At 74.8% G+C, this 18321-nt stretch carries 16 protein-coding genes; 10 read left to right on the top strand and 6 right to left on the bottom strand.

The genetic code is table 11. From position 1 onward, the window contains the following. Positions 1-2: 2 nt before the first annotated feature. Together cobO and IH44_RS0111160 are read left to right on the top strand one after the other, a co-directional pair. On the top strand, positions 3-599 hold the full coding sequence (gene cobO / locus IH44_RS0111165; RefSeq protein ID WP_030459316.1) for a cob(I)yrinic acid a,c-diamide adenosyltransferase: 597 nt from the start codon (positions 3-5) through the stop codon (positions 597-599). A gap of 13 nt (positions 600-612) precedes the next feature. Beyond that, complete coding sequence (locus tag IH44_RS0111160) at positions 613-1986, top strand: cobyrinate a,c-diamide synthase (RefSeq protein WP_030459315.1); 1374 nt, start codon at positions 613-615, stop codon at positions 1984-1986. A 70-nt stretch (positions 1987-2056) separates the two neighbouring features. On the opposite strand, the gene IH44_RS49070 is transcribed toward IH44_RS0111160, so the two are convergent. Next, a complete protein-coding gene (locus IH44_RS49070; protein WP_030459314.1) occupies positions 2057-3670 on the bottom strand; it encodes a DUF4190 domain-containing protein in 1614 nt (537 codons plus the stop codon). A gap of 148 nt (positions 3671-3818) precedes the next feature. Here IH44_RS49070 and IH44_RS0111150 point away from each other — a divergent pair, with 148 nt between their 5' ends. The 5 genes from IH44_RS0111150 (at position 3819) to IH44_RS0111130 (ending at position 10094) form a co-directional block, all read left to right on the top strand. Beyond that, entirely contained in the window at positions 3819-4469 is a 651-nt protein-coding gene (locus IH44_RS0111150) for a GntR family transcriptional regulator (RefSeq protein ID WP_030459313.1), read from the top strand. Positions 4470-4474: 5 nt separating this feature from the next. Further along, the gene (locus IH44_RS0111145) at positions 4475-4957 is read left to right on the top strand and encodes an OsmC family protein (RefSeq protein ID WP_030459312.1); all 483 of its coding nucleotides are present in this window, start codon (positions 4475-4477) and stop codon (positions 4955-4957) included. A gap of 96 nt (positions 4958-5053) precedes the next feature. Further along, positions 5054-5782 carry a WXG100 family type VII secretion target gene (locus tag IH44_RS0111140; RefSeq protein ID WP_030459311.1) on the top strand — a complete coding sequence of 243 codons (729 nt, stop codon included), beginning with the start codon at positions 5054-5056 and terminating at the stop codon, positions 5780-5782. Then, positions 5779-9582, top strand: coding sequence for a DUF6531 domain-containing protein (locus tag IH44_RS0111135; protein WP_051816763.1), 3804 nt, complete (start codon positions 5779-5781; stop codon positions 9580-9582). The genes IH44_RS0111140 and IH44_RS0111135 overlap by 4 nt, the downstream gene beginning before the upstream one ends. Then, the gene (locus IH44_RS0111130) at positions 9579-10094 is read left to right on the top strand and encodes an SUKH-3 domain-containing protein (RefSeq protein ID WP_030459309.1); all 516 of its coding nucleotides are present in this window, start codon (positions 9579-9581) and stop codon (positions 10092-10094) included. The genes IH44_RS0111135 and IH44_RS0111130 overlap by 4 nt, the downstream gene beginning before the upstream one ends. A 7-nt stretch (positions 10095-10101) precedes the next feature. Here the strand turns inward: IH44_RS0111130 and IH44_RS0111125 are convergent, their stop codons facing one another. Together IH44_RS0111125 and IH44_RS0111120 are read right to left on the bottom strand one after the other, a co-directional pair. Continuing rightward, complete coding sequence (locus IH44_RS0111125) at positions 10102-11733, bottom strand: ABC transporter permease (RefSeq protein ID WP_030459308.1); 1632 nt, start codon at positions 11731-11733, stop codon at positions 10102-10104. Further along, on the bottom strand, positions 11730-12644 hold the full coding sequence (locus IH44_RS0111120) for an ABC transporter ATP-binding protein (protein ID WP_030459307.1): 915 nt from the start codon (positions 12642-12644) through the stop codon (positions 11730-11732). The genes IH44_RS0111125 and IH44_RS0111120 overlap by 4 nt, the downstream gene beginning before the upstream one ends. 104 nt (positions 12645-12748) lie before the next feature. Here IH44_RS0111120 and IH44_RS0111115 point away from each other — a divergent pair, with 104 nt between their 5' ends. Then, the gene (locus IH44_RS0111115; protein WP_035954719.1) at positions 12749-13231 is read left to right on the top strand and encodes a GbsR/MarR family transcriptional regulator; all 483 of its coding nucleotides are present in this window, start codon (positions 12749-12751) and stop codon (positions 13229-13231) included. Positions 13232-13238: 7 nt separating this feature from the next. Here the strand turns inward: IH44_RS0111115 and IH44_RS0111110 are convergent, their stop codons facing one another. The 3 genes from IH44_RS0111110 to IH44_RS0111100 are packed head-to-tail and all read right to left on the bottom strand — an operon-like array spanning position 13239 to position 16561. Then, positions 13239-14333 carry a TolB family protein gene (locus tag IH44_RS0111110; RefSeq protein WP_369794933.1) on the bottom strand — a complete coding sequence of 365 codons (1095 nt, stop codon included), beginning with the start codon at positions 14331-14333 and terminating at the stop codon, positions 13239-13241. Positions 14334-14374: 41 nt separating this feature from the next. Beyond that, positions 14375-15661 carry an MFS transporter gene (locus IH44_RS0111105; RefSeq protein ID WP_030459304.1) on the bottom strand — a complete coding sequence of 429 codons (1287 nt, stop codon included), beginning with the start codon at positions 15659-15661 and terminating at the stop codon, positions 14375-14377. Positions 15662-15667: 6 nt separating this feature from the next. Continuing rightward, positions 15668-16561 (bottom strand): alkaline phosphatase family protein, encoded by an 894-nt coding sequence (locus IH44_RS0111100; protein WP_030459303.1) that lies wholly within the window; start codon positions 16559-16561, stop codon positions 15668-15670. Between the two features lie 203 nt (positions 16562-16764). Here IH44_RS0111100 and IH44_RS0111095 point away from each other — a divergent pair, with 203 nt between their 5' ends. Next, positions 16765-17265: a cobalamin biosynthesis protein gene (locus IH44_RS0111095; protein ID WP_081966829.1), complete on the top strand. Its 501-nt coding sequence runs from the start codon at positions 16765-16767 to the stop codon at positions 17263-17265. After that, positions 17262-18320: an Rv2231c family pyridoxal phosphate-dependent protein CobC gene (gene cobC / locus IH44_RS0111090; protein WP_035954717.1), complete on the top strand. Its 1059-nt coding sequence runs from the start codon at positions 17262-17264 to the stop codon at positions 18318-18320. The genes IH44_RS0111095 and cobC overlap by 4 nt, the downstream gene beginning before the upstream one ends. Position 18321: the final 1 nt, after the last annotated feature.

The raw sequence follows: 18321 nt of genomic DNA, 5'->3' as shown, positions 1-18321 counted from the left end.
GCATGCCCAAGGGAGTGGCGGAGAACGTCCCGGACGACGGCCTGACGACGCGTCAGCGCCGGACCCAGCCGATCACGGCGGTGCACACCGGGCCGGGCAAGGGGAAGTCGACGGCGGCGTTCGGGATGGCGCTGCGGGCCTGGAACCAGGGCTGGCCGGTCGGGGTGTTCCAGTTCGTGAAGTCGGCGAAGTGGAAGGTCGGCGAGGAGAACGCGCTGCGGGTGCTCGGCGAGTCCGGGCAGGGCGGCACGGTGGCCTGGCACAAGATGGGCTCGGGCTGGTCCTGGGTGCAGCGCGACATCGAGTCCTCGGAGGAGGCGGCCCGGGAGGGCTGGGAGCAGGTCAAGCGGGACCTCGCCGCCGAGACGTACCGGTTCTACGTGCTGGACGAGTTCACCTACCCGCTGCACTGGGGGTGGATCGACGTGGCCGAGGTGGTCGAGGTGCTGCGGGAGCGGCCGGGCAGCCAGCACGTGGTGGTGACGGGCCGGTACGCGCCCGAGCCGCTGCTCGAACTGGCCGACCTGGTCACCGAGATGACCAAGGTGAAGCATCCGATGGACGCGGGCCGCAAGGGCCAGCGCGGCATTGAGTGGTAGCGGGTTGAGCAGCGTGATTCCCCGGCTGGTGGTGGCCGCGCCGTCCTCCGGGGCGGGCAAGACGACGGTGGCCACCGGCCTGATCGCGGCGCTGGCCGCGCGCGGGCTGAAGGTCTCCCCGCACAAGGTCGGCCCCGACTACATCGACCCCGGCTACCACGCGCTGGCCGCCGGGCGCCCGGGCCGCAACCTGGACGCCTGGATGAGCGGCCCGGAGCGGATCGCCCCGCTGTTCGCGCACGGCGCGACCGGGGCGGACGTCGCCGTGGTCGAGGGCGTGATGGGCCTGTACGACGGGGCCGCCGGGCGGGGCGAGCTGGCGTCGACGGCGCAGGTGGCGAAGCTGCTGCGGGCGCCGGTGGTGCTGGTGGTGGACGCCTCCTCGCAGTCCCGGTCGGTGGCGGCGCTGGTGCACGGCTTCGCGTCCTGGGACCCGGAGGTCCGGCTGGCCGGGGTGATCCTGAACAAGGTCGCCTCGGACCGGCACGAGACGCTGCTGCGCGAGGCCCTGGAGGAGGGCTCGGGCGTGCCGGTGCTGGGCGCGGTGCGCAGGGCCGGGGCGGTCGACACGCCGTCCCGGCACCTGGGCCTGGTCCCGGCCGTGGAGCGGTCCGCGGAGGCGCTGCGGGCGGTGCGCGAGATGGGCGAACTGGTCGCCCGGTCGGTCGACCTGGACGCGGTGCTGGCGCTGGCCCGGACCGCCCCGCCGCTGACCGACCGGCCCTGGGACGCGGCGGCCGAGGTCGAGCCGGTGGCCGGGCCCCGGCCGCGGATCGCGCTGGCGGGCGGTGCGGCGTTCTCCTTCTCGTACGCGGAGAACGCCGAACTGCTGGCCGCCGCCGGGGCCGAGGTGGTGCCGTTCGACCCGCTGCACGACGAGCGGCTGCCGGAGCGGACGGCCGCGCTGGTGATCGGCGGCGGCTTCCCCGAGGTGTACGTCGCCGAGCTGAGCGCCAACGCGGCGCTGCGGAAGGCGGTCGCCGAGCTGGCCGCGAGCGGGGCGCCGGTGGTCGGCGAGTGCGCCGGACTGCTGTACCTGGGGCGGGAGTTGGACGGCCTGCCGATGTGCGGGGTGCTGGACGCGAACGCCCGGATGACGCCCCGGCTGACCCTCGGCTACCGGGAGGCGGTGGCGCTCGCCGACTCCCCGCTCGCCGCGGCGGGCTCCCGGGTGCGCGGCCACGAGTTCCACCGCACCGCCACCGACCCGGCGGCCGGCCCGTCCCCCGCCTGGGGCTGGCGCACCCCCGCCGGACCGCACACCGAGGGCCACCTGCACGGCTCGGTGCACGCCTCCTACCTGCACCTGCACTGGACGGGCGCGCCCGCGCTGCCGTCCCGGCTGGTCCGGCACGCCGCCACCTGGGCGGCCGGGCAACCGGGCTGAGAGCGGCCGGGGCCGGGTGACGAGGTGTCACCCGGCCCCGGCGGCAGGCAGCGATCGGTGGCGGCGGCGGTCAGACCGCCTGGTTCGAGGGGTGCTTGGTCGGCTCCTCGTCCAAGGTGGACAGGCCGAGCTGGCGGCGCAGGTCGAGGATCAGGTCGTCACCCAAGTGCTGGTAGGCGGTGTTCAGTTCGCGCTCGGTGGCGGCGTCGTCCGGGGCGTTCGCGGCGGCCCGGAAGTGCTGGGCGGCCACCTTGGACTCGTTCACCAGCCGGTCGACGGTCGCCCGGTCGGCGGTGGTCCACCGGGCGTTGGACAGCGTGGCGGCCTGCTGGTCGGCCGCGGTGGCCAACTGCCCGGCCCAGGTGCGGAAACCCGCCGGGTCGTCCTGGACGTCGAGGTCCGTGCCCGGGCCCTCGCTCCAGGCCCGGTCGAACTGGTCGGTGGCCAGCAGCAGATGCAGCTGGTCGTAGGTCAGGTTGGTCTGGTCCTTGCGCAGCGAACCGGTGAGCTGCCCGCTGCCGGTGAAGAAGCAGACCAGCCGGCGGCCGGAGACCGCGTCCCAGCTGTTCCGGTCGGGGTACAGGTAGCGGTAGTCCATCGAGTCGCCGAGCGTCCAGGTGTCCATCACGTACTGGTCGACGTGGTCCTTGCAGCCCTTCTTCGCCTCGGCCTCCAGCACGCTGGGCAGCGGGTAGTCGCCCGTCTCCACCGGGATGCCGGTCCAGAAGACCTCGCCCTTGTGCGGCTTCGAGCAGTCCACCTTCTTGGCGACCAGCGTTCCCGCCAGGTCGAAGCAGTCGCCGACGTCCAGCCGCAACGGGGAGGCCGCCGGCAGGACCGGGGAACCGCTGTGCCGGGACGACGTGAAGCCCGAGGAGCCGTCCTCGCCGGTGTCGACGGAGAAGGCGTTGCCGACCACCCCCGCCGCGAAGACCACCAGCCAGAGCGAACCGATCACGATCCCCGCGATCGCCAGGCCCCGGCCGCGCTCACCGGTCCGCTTGATCTGGCGCAGCGCGATCGCGCCCATGATGATGCCGGCCGCGCCGACGAAGCACAGGAAGCTCACCACCAGCGAGGCGATCGCCAGCCCGTTGGTGTACAACTGCCGCTGCGCGTACGCCGGATGGACGGGCATCCCGTACGGCGCCGTTCCCGGCGGGAACGCCCCCGGCGGCAACGCGCCGCTCCCCCACGGCTGCTGGCCGCCGGGCGCCGGGGCCCACGGGTTGCCGACGGCCGCACCACCGGCCTCCGCCGGGCCGGGCACGGGACCGGGCACGGGGCCGGGGATCGGCGCGCCGGGGGCGGGGGGTGCCCACGGGTTGGCGGAGGCCGGTGGTGCGGCGGGAAGCGGGGTGCCAGGGGCGGGGGGCGCCCACGGGTTGACGGGGACGGCGGGCTCGACGGCTGTCGGGGCGGGGGCGGGGGCGGCATCCGCAACGGGAACGGCGTCCGCAGCGGGCTCGGTCGGCTCCACGTCCACGCCCGTGTCCGCGCCTGCCTCCGTGTCCGCGTCAGGCTTCGTGAACGAGACGGCCGGGGCGGGCTGTGCGGCGTCCGCGACGGAGTCGGCGGGCTCGGTCGGCCCGGTCGGCTCGGCGGGTGTTCCGCGCTTCTCCAGCGAGAGGGCGGGCGGGGCGTCCGGGCCGTCCTTCCCCGTGCCCTCCTGGTCGAGCGGCATGGCTAGTCCCCCCTGGGAGTGAAACGGTTCGCGGCTGCGCGAATATAGCGGACCGCGCCACCGGGGTCCCAACGGGTTCCGGACCTGCGGCCGGGCGCCTTGCGCACGGTCATTGCATACATTGCATACAGCGTTCTACGCTGGCCCCGTGCAGACCGAGAGCACCCGCGCGCGACTGCGGGAATTGATCCTGGACGGCCGCTACCCGCCGGGGGCCCGGCTGGGCGAGGTGGAGGTCGCCGGGGCCCTGGGGGTCAGCCGCACGCCGGTGCGGGAGGCGTTCCGGGCGCTGGCCTCGGACGGGCTGCTGGCGCCCGCCGGGCGGGGTGTGCGGGTGGTGCGGCTGGACGGCGCGGAGCTGGCGCACGTCTACCGGGTGCGGGCCGCGCTCGAGGCGCTGACGGCGGAGCTGGCCGCCGAGCGGCAGCGGGCCGGACGGCTGGCGCCGGCCGAGCTGGCCGATCTGTCCGCGCTCGCCGACCGCACCCACCGGGCCACCGCGGACGGGGAGTTCACCGCCGCGGTCCGGCTGAACCGGGCCTTCCACCGGCGGGTCGCCGAACTGGCCGCCAACCCGGTGGCGCTGCACAGCCTGGACCGGCTGTGGGACCAGATCCAGGTCTCCACCCGGCGCACCCTCGGCCCGCCCGAGCGCACCGCCCTGGTCGACGCCCAGCACCGCGACCTGCTCGCCGCGGTCACCGCCGGAGACCCGGACGCCGCCGCGGCGGCCGCCCGGCGGCACGTCCTGGACACCTGCGCGGCCGACCGACCGGCCGCGTCCGACGAAACGGAGTGATCCGCATGGCCTTCTCGCACGCCCACCACTACGCGGTCCGGGTCGAGTGGACCGGCAACCTCGGCACCGGCACCGACCACTACCGCTCCTACGCCCGCGCCCACACCGTCTCGGCCGAGGGCCTGCCGGACCTCCTGGGCAGCTCCGACCCGACCTTCCACGGCGACCGCACCCGCTGGAACCCGGAACAGCTGCTGCTGACCGCGCTCGCCCAGTGCCACATGCTCTCCTACCTGCACCACTGCGCGGCCAACGGCGTCGTCGTCCTCTCCTACGCGGACGACTCCACCGGCACCATGCACACCGAGGGCAACGGCGGCCGGTTCACCGAGGCGATGCTCCGCCCCCGGATCGAGGTCGCCGAGGAGTCGATGCGCGAGCAGGCGCTGGCCCTGCACGGCCCGGCGTCCCGGGACTGCTTCATCGCCTCCTCGGTGAACTTCCCGGTCCACCACGAGCCGGTGGTGACCGTTCACTCCGTCGGGTGACGGACCCACCCCTCGCCGGGCAACCGTTCCGCCGGTCGGCACGTCCGAGTATTTTGACTCCGACGCGCAGGTGCATATCAGGAAAACGGGGGCACTATGGCGATCGAACTGCCCGGTGAGGTGGTGGACTTCCTGTCCGTCATCGGGATCAACTGGCCGACGGTGAACGAGGACAAGGTCCGCGAGTTCGCGGGCCACGTGCGGGAGTTCGCGGACAACGTGGACGCCTCGCACCAGCAGTCGACGGCGACGATCCAGCAGCTGGGACAGGCCTACGAGGGCGCCTCCTACGAGGCGCTGCTGGCGAAGTGGGCATCGGTCTCCGACCAGCACCTGAACGAGTTGGTGCAGGCGTGCCACGTGGTGGCGACCGCGCTGGACGTGGCGGCGGACGTGATCGTGGCGATGAAGGTCGAGACGATCGGCGAGCTGATCGCGCTGGCCGCGGCGTTCATCGCCGACCAGGCCGCGGCGGTGGCGACGCTGGGCGCGGCCGAGGCGGCGGTGATCCTCATCGAGGAGGCCGCCAAGCGCCTGATCAACTACCTGGAACAGCAGTTGGAGCAGTACATCATCGGCCAGGTGATCGAGGCCGCGATCGGCCCGTTGGTGGACACGGTGGCGGGTGCGGTGTCGGGGATGGTGTTCCAGGCCGCCGAGTCCGCGCTGGGCGTCTCCGGCGGCGGGGGCGGGGGCGGGACGGGTTTCCGGATCGATCCGGACGCGCTGGACGAGCACGCGCGGATGATGCACGAGCACGCCGAGACCGTCGCCGGGCACGCGCAGGCGTTCCAGTCCAAGCTCGCCGGGGTGAGCTTCGAATGAGCAACCAGATCGTCAAGGCCCTCGAACACGGCGCGCAGAAGCTCGGCAAGACGCTGGCCGAGGACGCCGGGAAGGCCCTGAAGGGCTTCTACCGCAAGGCCGGCGACAACCTGAAGACCGTCGCCAAGAACACCCGCGAGATCGAGGAGAAGCACGCCAAGGACCTCGCCAAGATCCTCAAGGGCGAGGGCAAGGACGGCGTCCCCCACCCGCGTTCGAGCCCCGGCGGCGGGCGCGGTTCCGCCCCGCACAACGAGGGCCGGGGCCGGGACCGGGTCGCGGACCCGCACAAGCCGGGCCGGCCGCCCGAGTCGCGCTGCCAGGGCGGCGAGCCGGTCGACATGGCGACCGGCCTGATGTTCATCGAGCAGCAGGACCTCATGCTGCCCGGCGTGCTGCCGCTGCTGTTCAAGCGCTCCTACGAGTCCGACCACCAGGCGGGCTGGTGGATGGGCCCGCGCTGGTCCTGCACCTTCGACGAGCGGCTGGAGATCGACGCCGAGGGCGTCGTCCACCTCACCCCCGACCGCACCGCCCAGGCCTACCCGCACCCCGCGCCCGGCGAGCCGGCCCGGGCCGCCGTCGGCTCCCGGCTGGACCTCGAACTCGCCCCGGACGGCGGCTACACGCTGACCGACCACGCCGGCGGCCTGGTCAAGGAGTTCACCCGCCGCCCGGCCGGGGACGTCGCCCTGCTGACCGGCATCCGGGACCGGACCGGCCACCGGGTCGACCTGGTCCACGACGCCGACGGCGCGCCGCTGAGCATGGCGCACTCCGGCGGCTACCGGGTGCTGGTGACCGTCGACGCCGGCCGGATCACCGCGCTGCGCCTGGCCGGCGCGGGCGAGGAGGGCCGCGACCTGCTGCTGGCCCGGTACGGCTACACCGACGGGCACCTGAGCTCGGTCTACAACTCCTCCGGCAAGCCGCTGCGCTTCACCAACGACGCCACCGGCCGGATCACCGCCTGGACCGACCGCAACGGCACCGAGTACCGCTACACCTACGACGACCGGGACCGGGTGGTCGACGAGGGCGCCGCCGACGGCACCCTGCGCTTCCACTTCACCTACGGCGAACCGGACCCGGACACCGGCCTGCGGACCACCACCGAGACCAACGCGCTGGGCCGCACCACCACCTACACCGTCAACGAGCGCCACCAGATCACCGCGATCACCGACCCGCTCGGCCACACCACCCACTACGAGCGCGACGAGTACGACCAGCTCCTGTCGCGCACCGACCCGCTCGGCCGCACCACCCACTACGAGCGCGACGGCGTCGGCGACCTGATCGCCGTCACCCGCCCCGACGGCCTGCAGTCCACCGCCGCCTACTTCGGCGACACGAACCTGCCCACCGAGATCACCCGGCCCGGCGGCCAGACCTGGCTGCAGACCTACGACGAGAGCGGCCTGCGCACCTCGGTCACCGAACCGACCGGCGCCACCACCCTGTTCCGGTACGACGAGCACGGCCACCTGGCCGCCGTCACCGACCCGCTCGGCCACACCACCCTGGTCCGCTGCAACCCGGCCGGCCTGCCCGTCGAGGTCACCGACCGGGCCGGCGGCACCAGCCGCTACCAGCGGGACGCCTTCGGCCGGGTGGTCGCCGTCACCGACCAGCTCGGCCACACCACCCGGCTGGCCTGGACCGCCGAGGGGCTGCTGAGCTCGTACACGGCGGCCGACGGGGCCGCCGAGAGCTGGGCGTACGACGACGAGGGCAACCTGCTCGCGCACACCGACCGCCTCGGCCGGACCACCACGTACGAGTACACCCCGTTCGAGACGGTGGCCGCCCGGACCGACCCGGACGGCACCCGGCTGGCCTTCGGCTACGACGCCGACATGAACCTGGTCTCGGTCACCAACCCGCTCGGGCAGACCTGGACCTACACCTACGACGCGGCCGGGCGGCTGGTCGGCGAGCAGGACTTCCACGGCCGGACCGTCGGCTACCGGCTCGACGGGGCCGGGCAGTTGACCGCCCGCACCACCCCGACCGGCGGTCAGGTCCACTACGCCTACGACGTGCTGGGCCGGCTGACCGCCAAGGACGCCGACGGCGCCCGCACCGTCTACGGCTACGACCTGGCCGGGCACCTGGTCCGGGCCACCGGGCCGGACGCCGACGTGCTGCGCACCGTCGACCCGCTCGGCAACCTGCTCACCGAGACCGTCGACGGCCGCACCCTCACCCACACCCGCGACCCGCTCGGCCGCAGCGTCCGCCGCACCACCCCCGGCGGCCACGCCAGCGACTGGTCCTACGACCCGGAGGGCCGCCGGACCTCGCTGGCCACGCCGGACGGCGCCCTGGAGTTCCGCTACGACGCGGCGGGCCGGGAGCACGAGCGCACCATCGGCGAACGGCTCACCCTGGCCAGCAGCTGGGACGCCGAGCAGCGGCTGACCGGCCAGATCCTCCGCTCCGAGCACGGGGTCCTGCAGCGCCGCGACTACCGCTACCGCGCCGACGGGGTGCTGACCGGCATCGACGACCGGCTCAACGGCCTGCGGGAGTTCGAGCACGACGCCGCGGACCGGGTCACCGCCGTCCGGGCCGGCGACTGGCACGAGTCCTACGCCTACGACGCGGTCGGCAACCTCACCGACGCCGACTGGCCCGCGACCGGCGGCACCGAGGCCGCCGTCGGCGCCCGCACCTACAGCGGCTCGCAGCTCACCACCGCGGGCCGGGTCCGGTACGAGTACGACGCCGCGGGGCGGATCGTGCTGCGCCAGGTCACCCGGCTCTCCCGGAAACCCGACACCTGGCGCTACACCTGGGACACCGAGGACCGCCTCACCGGCGTGACCACCCCGGACGGCACCCGCTGGCGCTACCTGTACGACCCGTTCGGCCGCCGGACCGCCAAGCACCGGCTGGCCGCCGACGGGATCACCGTCGAGGAGCGCACCGAGTTCACCTGGGACGGCTCGGTGCTCGCCGAGCAGACCACCGAGGCCCCCTACCTCCCGGGCCCGCACACCCTCAGCTGGGACCACAAGGGCCTGCAGCCGCTCGCCCAGACCGAGTCCCTCACCGACCAGGACCAGGTCAACCGCCGGTTCTTCGCCATCGTCACCGACCTGGTCGGCACCCCCACCGAACTCGTCGACCCGGCCACCGACGCCATCGCCTGGCGCGCCACCCCCACGGTCTGGGGCCACACCACCTGGCCCTCCGACAGCACCACGTACACCCCGCTGCGCTTCCCCGGCCAGTACTTCGACCCCGAGACCCGCCTCCACTACAACCTCAACCGCTACTACGACCCCGAGACCGCCCGCTACACCAGCCCCGACCCGCTCGGCCTCTCCCCCGCCCCCAACCCCGACGGCTACGTCCACAACCCCCACACCTGGTGCGACCCGCTCGGCCTCACCGGCGAGGAGATCCCCGACCTCAAGAAGCACCTGATGGATCTGGGGAAGAAACGGGTCGCCAAGGTCGGGGAGGGCCTCGGCGAGAACGACAAGCCGCCGGGCGCCTACACGGTCGGCCGGGACCGCACCACCGGTAAGGTCTACTACGGTGAGAGCGGCCCGGAGACCGGGCACCACCAGAAGGTGTCCGAGGCGCTGCCGTCCGAATCGCAGCGGGAGGACCACCGCCCGCCCGGGGTGTGCGGCGAGCCCAGGATGTTCACCAACGCGATCAAGGACGGCGCGGATCCGAAGAACATCGACCTGGTGACCGTCAACCCCAAGGGCAAGAAGTTCAAGATGTGCGAGAACTGCGGAAGTTGGGTTCCCGACTTCGGAGGCGAGGTGCTGACCGGATGACCGGCAACGACGAGCGCGAGGGCCTCCCGGCCCTCCGGGAGACGCTGGGCGACGCGGCCCGGATCGAGGTGCATCCGCTCGACGTCGCGGACGCCTGCCGGCAGTACGTCGAGGACGGCTACGAAGTCACCGGCCTGCTGCGGGAGTTCCTCGCCGCCTGGGGGGAGCTCACGGTGACCTGGCAGTTCCGGGGGCGGGACGTGGTGCTCACCACCGCGGTCGGGCCGACGCTGGAGGCCGCCCACGCCACGCCGCGCAACCTGGGGATCTTCGGCCGGCGGCTGGGGCGGCGGGTCGCCCTGGTCGGGACGGTGTTCGACACCGAGGAGGCCGTCCTGTTCACCGAGGACGGGGACGTCCTGCTGGTCGGCGACGTCGGCTTCCAGCGGGTCGCCAACGGCTTCGCGGAGGCGCTCCGGCGGCTGGTCGCCGCCGACTACGACCGGACGTTCTTCTGGCCCGACCCGCCGGAGCCCGCCGCCGGACAGGACCCCCGCCGCAACCTGGGCTGACGGGCCGTCAGCCCAGGTCGCGGCGGCGCAGCGCGGCCAGCGCGACGGCCGCCGTGAGGGCGGTCAGCGCGGTGATCCAGAGCAGCGGGGCGGCGTCGATCCGGCCGCCGGGCAGGTGCGGGAGGTGGCTGAACGGGGAGAGGTCGAGGACGGCCTGCGGGAAGCGGAGGATCGGGCCGAGCCAGGCGACCAGCACGAACACGCCGTACCCGGTCCAGCCCGCGGCCGCCCGGTGCGGCAGCAGGGCGTACCCGGCGAGGGCGACGGCAGCGGTCAGCCAGACCGCGGGGAGCTGGACGAGGGTGGCGCCGAGCATCCGGCCGACCGCCGGGCCGGTGCCCCGGCCGAGCGCCAGCCCCTCGGCCAGGCCCGCGGTGAGGCCGGCGGCGGCCAGCAGCAGGGCGGTGCCCAGCAGCGGGAAGAGCAGGTGCCCGGCGGCCCAGCGCAGCCGGGAGACGGCGCCCGCCAGGACGGGTTCGGCCCGGCCGGAGACCTCCTCGGCGCGCATCCGCAGCACCGCCTGGACCGCGTACACGGCGGCGACCATGCCGAACACGGTGGCGATGCTGGACAGGTAGGCGTTCAGTACGCCCTGCTGCCCGCCCATCCGGGCCAGCACCTCGGCCATCTGCCGGTTGTCGCCGACCAGGTCGGTCACGCCCTTGGCGACGCCGCCGAACACCGCGCCGCCGGCCGCCAGGGCCGCCGTCCAGCCGAGCAGCGGGCCGCGCTGCAGGCGGCGGGCCAGGGCGGCGGCGCTCGCCAGCGCGGGAGCGGCGGCGGCCGGGCCGGGGCGCTGCGGGAGCAGTCCGGCGCCCAGGTCGCGGCGGGCGACCAGGGTGCGGGCCAGGGCGGTGAGCAGGGCGGCGCCGGCCAGCGGGAGCAGCAGCACCCACCAGCGGTTCCCGGCGAACGCCCGGACCTGCTCGGACCAGCCGATCGGGGACAGCCGGCCGAGCCAGCCGGTGCCGGTGCCGGAGTCGCCGATCGCGCGCAGCACGAAGGCGGCGCCGATGGCCGCGCCGGCCAGGCCGTTGGCGGCCCGGGCGGTCCCGGCGAGCTGGGCGGTGACGGCCGCCAGCGCGGCGAAGAACAGGCCGGTGGCGCCGAGCGCGAGGCCGAACGCGAGCGATCCCGCGGCGTCCTGACCGGCCGCCAGCAGGGCGGCGGCGACCAGCGCGGCCAGCGCGGTGTTGGCGGTGAGCGCGGCGGCCAGGGCGGCGGTGAGCGGGGCGCGGCGGCCGACGGCGCCCGCGCCGACCAGTTCCAGGCGGCCGTCCTCCTCCTCGGCGCGGGTGTGCCGGACGACCAGCAGGGTCGACATCAGGGCGGCCAGCACCGCGCCGAACACGCCCATCCGCCAGGCGGTCAGGCCGCCGGTGGTGGAGCCGTCGAAGACCGGGCCGTACAGGGCGCGCAGCGAGCCGTTGCCGTCGATGCCGGCCGCGAAGGTCCGCCGGGAGGCTTCGTCGGCGTACAGCTTGTCGAAGGAGAAGGCGGTGGAGGCGACCATGGCGGTGCCGAGGTACACCCACACCGGGAGGGCGATCCGGTCGCGGCGCAGGGCGAGGCGGTAGAGGACGCCGGTGCCGGTGAGGTCGTGGCCGCCGCCGGTGGCGGTCGGGGCGGCGCCGCTCACCGGACGGCCGCCGCGGCGGGTTCGCCGGTGCCGCCGCCGTCGCCCTCGTAGTGGCGCAGGAACAGCTCCTCCAGCGTGGGCGGGCGGCTGGCCAGGGTGCGCACGCCCACCGCGTTGAGTGCGGTGAGGAGTTCGCCGAGCCGGTCGGTGTCGACCTGGCAGCGCAGCCGGTGGCCGTCGACGACCAGGTCGTGGGCGTAGTCGGGGCGGGGCGGGGGCCCGGCGAGTTCGGCGTCAATCGAGGTGCGGGTGAGGTGGCGCAGGCCGGCCAGGGTGCCGGTCTCCACGGTGCGGCCGGCCCGGATGATGGAGACCCGGTCACACAGGGCCTCCACCTCGGACAGGATGTGGCTGGAGAGCAGCACGGTGGTGCCCCGGTCGCGGGCCTCGGCGACGCAGGCCCGGAACACCTCCTCCATCAGCGGGTCGAGGCCGGAGGTGGGTTCGTCCAGGATCAGCAGGTCGACGTTGGAGGCGAACGCGGCGACCAGGGCGACCTTCTGGCGGTTGCCCTTGGAGTAGGCGCGGCCCTTCTTGGTCGGGTCGAGTTCGAACCGCTCCAGCAGGGCGGTGCGGCGGGCCGGGTCCAGGCCGCCGCGCAGCCGCCCGAGCAGGTCGATCGCCTCCCCGCCGGAGAGGTTGCGCCACAGCGTCACGTCGCCGGGCACGTAGGCGAGCCGGCGGTGCAGCGGCACTGCGTCGCGCCAGGGGTCGCCGCCGAGCAGGACGGCGCTGCCGGAGTCGGCGCGCAGCAGGCCGAGCAGGACGCGGATGGTGGTGGACTTGCCGGAGCCGTTGGGCCCCAGGAACCCGTGGACCTCGCCCTGTTCGACCGTGAGGTCCAGACCGTCCAGGGCGCGGGTGCGGCCGAAGGCCTTCACCAGGCCGGACACCGAGATGGCGGTTGTCATGGGATCGACGCTACTCTTGTTTCACAGATTCGTGAAGTTACTGAAAGCTGTGGATCTCCGCGGGTCGGCGGGGAGCCGCGGAGCGGGCGAGAGGCGGGCGGGACGTGGGCGACGTGGACGGGAGCGGGCAGCGGGATCCGGCGGTGGTGGCCGAGTTCGTGGAGCGGTTCGCCACGATCCTGGTCGACGCGGGCTTCCCCCGGATGCCCGCCCGGGTGCTCACCGCCCTGCTCACCTCCGACTCCGGCCGGCTCACCTCCGCCGAGCTCGGCGAGCTGCTCCGGGTCTCCCCCGCCGCGGTCTCCGGCGCCGTCCGCTACCTCGCCCAGGTCGACCTGGTCAGCCGCGAACGCGAACCCGGCTCCCGCCGCGACCGCTACCGGGTCCACGACCACGTCTGGTACGAGGCCACCGCCAACCGCGACCGCACCCTGCTCCGCTGGGAGGCCGGCCTGGCCGACGGCGTCGAGGCGCTCGGCGCGGACACCCCCGCCGGGCGGCGCCTCGCCGACTCCCTGGAGTTCTTCGGCTTCCTGCGGGTCGAGCTGGCCGGCATGATGCAGCGCTGGCGCGAGTGGCGCGCCTGACGGACCGTCAGCCCAGGTAGGCGGGGGCGACGGCGGAGCGGACCAGGCGGACCGGCGCGCCGGTGCCGTCGGCGGGGACGGTCCACAGGTCGGAGCCGTAGTCGCCGGGCATCGAGTACAGCAGGGTGCGGTCGTCGGACCACAGGGCCTGGTCGTCGATGTCGCGCTGCTCGGCGGTCGCGGTCTCGGCCATGGTGGCCAGGTCCAGCACGTACAGCCGCCAGGGGGCGGCCGGGTCGGCGCCCTCCACCCGCTTCTTGTAGGCGATCCGGGTGCCGTCCGGCGACAGCGAGGGGCACTCGACGTTCTGGTGCAGGGTGGTGAGGGTGCGGGTCGCCAGGTCGCCCCTGACCAGGTGGGTCCGGCCGCCGGTGGCGACCGTCGCGTAGAAGCCGCCGTCGTCGGCGAAGGTGACGCCCCAGACGTTGACGTCGGACGCCTGCACCGGGTGCCCGTCCTCGATCAGCCGGAAGTTCTCCAGGTTGTCGTAGAACTGCCAGGTGCGGGTGTCGACGATCGCGGTGCGGGTGGAGAAGTTCGTGCCCGCGTACGAGTCGCCGCTGACGAACACCGTCCAGCCCACCAGGTGCCCCGACGGGGAGACCCGGGCCCGGGTCGGGATGCCCGGCGCGGGGAAGCGCCTGACCTCGTGCAGCGAGGAGTCCAGCACCGAGGCGTGGTACGTGTCGTCCAGCGCTCCGTGCTCGGCCTGCAGGCAGATGCCGGTGCCCGCGGCGGCGTGGAAGCGCAGGCACTTCACCCCGGAGGCGGTGCGCGGGCCGTCCGGGTCGGCGGCGGGCACCGCGGCGATCTCGTCCCGGTGCGGGCCCCAGGCCAGGTTGCGCAGCAGCAGCTGCCGGCCGCCCGCCCCGTCCAGCGAGACCCGGCCCTCGCGGACCGGCGGCCCGCCCGCCTGCTCCTGGTCCCGGCGGTCGGCGCGCTGCCCGGCCCACCACACCGCGCCGGTGCCGACCCCGGCCAGCAGCAGCACGGCGACCAGCAGCACCAGCAGCTTGCGCCGGACGGACACCGGCGCGGGCCCGTCCGGGCCGGGCTCGGGCGTCCCGTCGGAGACGGGGTCGACGGTGGCGGGAGCGGTCATGCCGGGTCCTCCGGGCGGGTGGGGGGAAGGGTGACGGGTGGTCAGCGGGCCGTGGGGCGCAGCAGCCAGGTCGCGGCGAGGGCGGCGGCGGCGAGGGCGGCCGCGGTGGCGGCGAGGGCGGGGCGGGGGCCCCAGAGCGACCAGGCGGCGCCGAAGGCCAGCGAGCAGGTGAAGCGGGCCAGCGCCTGGCCGGTGCCGACCAGGGCCTGGCCGGCGCCCTGCTGCCCGTCGGGGACGGTGGCGGCGGTGGCGGCGGCGAGGACGCCGTCGGTGGCGGCGTAGAAGGTGCCGTGCAGCAGCAGGACCGCCGCGGCGGCGGGCAGGCCGGACAGCGGGGAGAGGACGACGGCGTAGCCGCAGAGCAGGACGGCGTGGCCGAGCAGGAACAGGGTGCGGCGGCCGATCCGGTCGGCGACCAGGCCGAGCGGGACGGCGAGCAGCAGGAAGACCGCGGCGGTGCCGAGCGGCAGCAGCGGGAACAGGTGCGCGGGCAGGCCGAGTCGGCGCTGCAGCAGCAGGTAGAGGAAGGAGTCGCTGACGGTGGTGAGGCCGAGCAGCACGGCGGCCAGGGTGAGCCGGCGCAGCGCGGGCCGCGACAGCAGGGCGAACGCGTCGCGCAGCGTGGGCTTCGGGGCGGGGGTGTCGGCGGGCGGCTGTCCGGCCCGGGTGATCCGGCCGGGGACGAACAGCACCAGCAGCAGCACGCCGAGCACCGCGACGCAGCCGGAGACGGTGAACACGGCGCCGTAGCTGGAGAGTTCGGTGCGGTCGTCGGCGATCCGCAGGACGGCGAAGGCCAGCAGCGGGCCGATCAGCGCGCCGGTGGTGTCCATCGCGCGGTGCACGCCGAACGCCCGGCCGCGGTGCTCGGGGGCGGTGGCCAGCGAGATCATCGCGTCCCGGGGGGCGGTGCGCAGGCCCTTGCCGGTGCGGTCGACCGCCAGCACGCCGCTGATCAGCGGCAGGGTGTGGACCAGCAGCAGCAGCGGCTTGCACAGCGCGGACAGGCCGTAGCCGAGTCCGGCGACCAGTTTGTGGCCGCGGCCGCCGCGGTCGGCGAGGTGGCCGCCGAGCAGGCGCACCAGCGCGCCGACGCCGTTGTTGATGCCGTCGAGCAGGCCGAAGCCGAGCGGGGACAGGCCCAGCGCGGTGACCACGTACAGCGGCAGGACCGCGCTGACCATCTCGGAGGAGACGTCGGTGACCAGGCTGACCGCGCCGAGCGCGAGCACGGTGCCGGGGACGGCGGCGCGCCGCCCCGAACCGGAGTTCGGGGCGACGGCCGCGGCGCGGTCACTCTTCGTGGAGCGGGCGTCCGCGAGGTACATCGGGCGTCAGTTCCAGATGCCGGTGACGTCGGTGGCGGAGGCGGCGTTGCCGGCGTGGGCGGTCAGGCCGGCCAGGTCCTCCAGGGTGCGCAGCACGTTGTAGTGGTTGTAGGTGGTGGCGCTGCTGGAGCCCGGGGTGACGTGCTGGCCGTAGAACAGGGTCGGGATCCGGTTGCCGGAGAGGCTGTTGTCCTCGTCGAAGGTGACGACCAGCAGGCTGTTGTGGGTCTGCGCCCAGGTGGCGTAGGCGCCGAGGTTGTTCTTGATCCAGGTGTCGCCGGTGGTCACCGAGCAGTCGTGCATGTCGTTGCACAGGTTCGGCACCACGAAGGAGACCTTCGGGAGCTTGGTGTAGTCGGTGGGGAACTGGGCCATCGTGTACGCGGTGCTGGTGGGCACGTTGGAGAAGCCGAACCACGGGTTGTGCTTCTGCGCGTACTTGCCGCTGGAGTTGGAACAGGTGGTGGAGCCCTGGCTGGGCAGGCCCTCGTTGTAGGAGCCCCAGCTCTGGCCGGAGGCGATCAGCTCGGAGGCCAGGTTGGGCGCGGTCATCGAGCCGACGGAGACGCAGCTGTCGTCGGTGCGGCCCTGGTTGGAGCCGGAGAACAGCATGTAGTAGTTGGGCTCCGACGGGTGGGTCAGGCCGTAGGACTGGGTCAGGTTGGCGCCGCCCGCCTTGATGGTGTTGTTCAGGTACGGGGCGCTGGAGCTGCCGATGACCTGGCTGTACGCGTGGTTCTCCATCACCACGACGATCACGTGGTCGGGGGTGGGCAGCGCGGCGGCCTGCGCGGTGCTGCCGGCGGCGGCCCACAGGCCGAACGAGGTGGCGGCGAGGGCGACGGCGCTGCCGGCCGCGGTCAGGCGGCGCTTGGTGCGGCGGCTGAGCTGAGCGGACATGTCGGTGGTCCTCCGTGGCGGGGAAGGTGCCGGACAGGGTGGTGGAGCGCCCGAAAGGCTAGGGCGGGGTCCGTGGCCGCCGGGACTTTTGACACATGAAGAACAAGCGAACGGTTGGCTGGGCAACTTCGGCCCGCCGACGCTTTTCGGCCAGCCGGGCGACGCTTCTCACACCCGTCCCGATTGACCCTGCTCGGACCGACATGGTGGGATTCCTGGCGGCCCGGCGGCACGCCCGGCCCGGAGCGGAACGGACGGGGAGGGCCGAGCAGCACGTGGACGCGGACGGCGCACCCGACGGCCCGGCGCGCGCCCCCCGGCTGGCGCTCGGCCTCGGCCTGCGGCGCGGCACCCCCGCCGCCGACCTGCTGCGCACCGTCGACGCGGCGCTCGCCGCCCTCGGCCTCGACCGCACCGCGCTGGGGAGCGCCGCCACCCTCGACAGCAAGCTCACCGAGCCCGGACTGCTCGCCGCCGCAAGGGAGTTGGGCCTCCCGCTGACCGGCCACCCGGCCGCCGTGCTGGCCGCCGTCCCGGGGCCCGGCGGCTCCGCCCGGGTCGCCGCCGCGGTCGGCACCCCCAGCGTCGCCGAGGCCGCCGCCCTCGCCTCGGCCGGGCCCGGCGCACGCCTGCTCGCGCCGCGCACCGCCACCGCCTCGGCCACCGCCGCGCTCGCCGCCCCGCCCCAGGAGGACAACAGGTGAACCAGCAGCCCGATCTGCGCCATCACGGCGACGCCGAGGTCCGCTCCGCGGGCCTGGTCGACCTCGCCGTGAACGTCCGCACCGGCACCCCGCCGACCTGGCTGCACGCCCGTCTCGCCGCGACCCTCGCCGACCTCGCCGCCTACCCCGACGGCACCGCCGCCCGCGCCGCCGTCGCCGCCCGGCACCGCCGCCCGGTCGGGGAGGTGCTGCTCACCGCGGGCGCGGCCGAGGCGTTCGTGCTGCTGGCCCGGGTGCTGCGGCCGCGCCGCGCCACCGTCGTGCACCCGCAGTTCACCGAACCCGAGGCGGCGCTGCGGGACGCCGGGCACACCGTCCACCGCGTCCTCCTCACGCCGGAGCAGGACTTCCGCCTGCCGCCCGGGGCGGTCCCCGAGGACGCCGACCTGGTGGTGGTCGGCAACCCCACCAACCCCACCTCCATCCTGCACCCGGCCGCCGCCCTGGCCGAGCTGGCCCGGCCCGGGCGCACCCTGGTCGTCGACGAGGCGTTCATGGACACCGACCCCGGCGAGCGCCAGAGCCTCGCCGCCGTCCGCGACCTGCCCGGCGACGTGGTCGTGCTGCGCAGCCTCACCAAGACCTGGGGCCTGGCCGGCCTGCGGATCGGCTACCTGCTCGCCCCCGCCCCGCTGGTCGCCGCCCTGGCCGCCGCGCAGCCGCTGTGGCCGGTCTCCACGCCCGCGCTGGCCGCCGCCGAACTCTGCTCCGCCCCGGCCGCCCTGGCCGAGGCCGAGCAGGCCGCGCGCACCACCGCCGTCCACCGCGCCCACCTGCTGGCCGGCCTCGCCGCCCTGCCCGGCGTCCGGGTCCACGGCACCCCCGCCGCGTCCTTCGTCCTGGTCCGCCTCCCGGACGCCGCCGCCGTCCGCACCCGCCTGCGCGAGGCCGGCTACGCCGTCCGCCGCGGCGACACCTTCCCCGGCCTCGGCCCGGACTGGCTGCGCATCGCCGTCCGCGACCCGGCCACCACCGACGGCTTCCTCGCCGCGCTGGCGAAGGCGCTCCCGGACGCCGCGCCGGCGGGTCGCTGAC

The sequence above is a fragment of the Kitasatospora sp. NRRL B-11411 genome, assembly GCF_000721345.1.
Classification (GTDB): Bacteria; Actinomycetota; Actinomycetes; order Streptomycetales; family Streptomycetaceae; genus Kitasatospora; species Kitasatospora cineracea.
This window is presented reverse-complemented; position numbering and strand designations above follow the sequence as displayed.

Coding starts and splice junctions, on each gene's coding strand:
- cobO (WP_030459316.1), top strand. CDS start 3: ATGCCCAAGGGAGTGGCGGAGAACGTCCCGGACGACGGCCTGACGACG.
- IH44_RS49070 (WP_030459314.1), bottom strand. CDS start 3,670: ATGCCGCTCGACCAGGAGGGCACGGGGAAGGACGGCCCGGACGCCCCG.
- IH44_RS0111145 (WP_030459312.1), top strand. CDS start 4,475: ATGGCCTTCTCGCACGCCCACCACTACGCGGTCCGGGTCGAGTGGACC.
- IH44_RS0111140 (WP_030459311.1), top strand. CDS start 5,054: ATGGCGATCGAACTGCCCGGTGAGGTGGTGGACTTCCTGTCCGTCATC.
- IH44_RS0111135 (WP_051816763.1), top strand. CDS start 5,779: ATGAGCAACCAGATCGTCAAGGCCCTCGAACACGGCGCGCAGAAGCTC.
- IH44_RS0111130 (WP_030459309.1), top strand. CDS start 9,579: ATGACCGGCAACGACGAGCGCGAGGGCCTCCCGGCCCTCCGGGAGACG.
- IH44_RS0111120 (WP_030459307.1), bottom strand. CDS start 12,644: ATGACAACCGCCATCTCGGTGTCCGGCCTGGTGAAGGCCTTCGGCCGC.
- IH44_RS0111110 (WP_369794933.1), bottom strand. CDS start 14,333: ATGACCGCTCCCGCCACCGTCGACCCCGTCTCCGACGGGACGCCCGAG.
- IH44_RS0111105 (WP_030459304.1), bottom strand. CDS start 15,661: ATGTACCTCGCGGACGCCCGCTCCACGAAGAGTGACCGCGCCGCGGCC.
- IH44_RS0111100 (WP_030459303.1), bottom strand. CDS start 16,561: ATGTCCGCTCAGCTCAGCCGCCGCACCAAGCGCCGCCTGACCGCGGCC.
- IH44_RS0111095 (WP_081966829.1), top strand. CDS start 16,765: ATGGTGGGATTCCTGGCGGCCCGGCGGCACGCCCGGCCCGGAGCGGAA.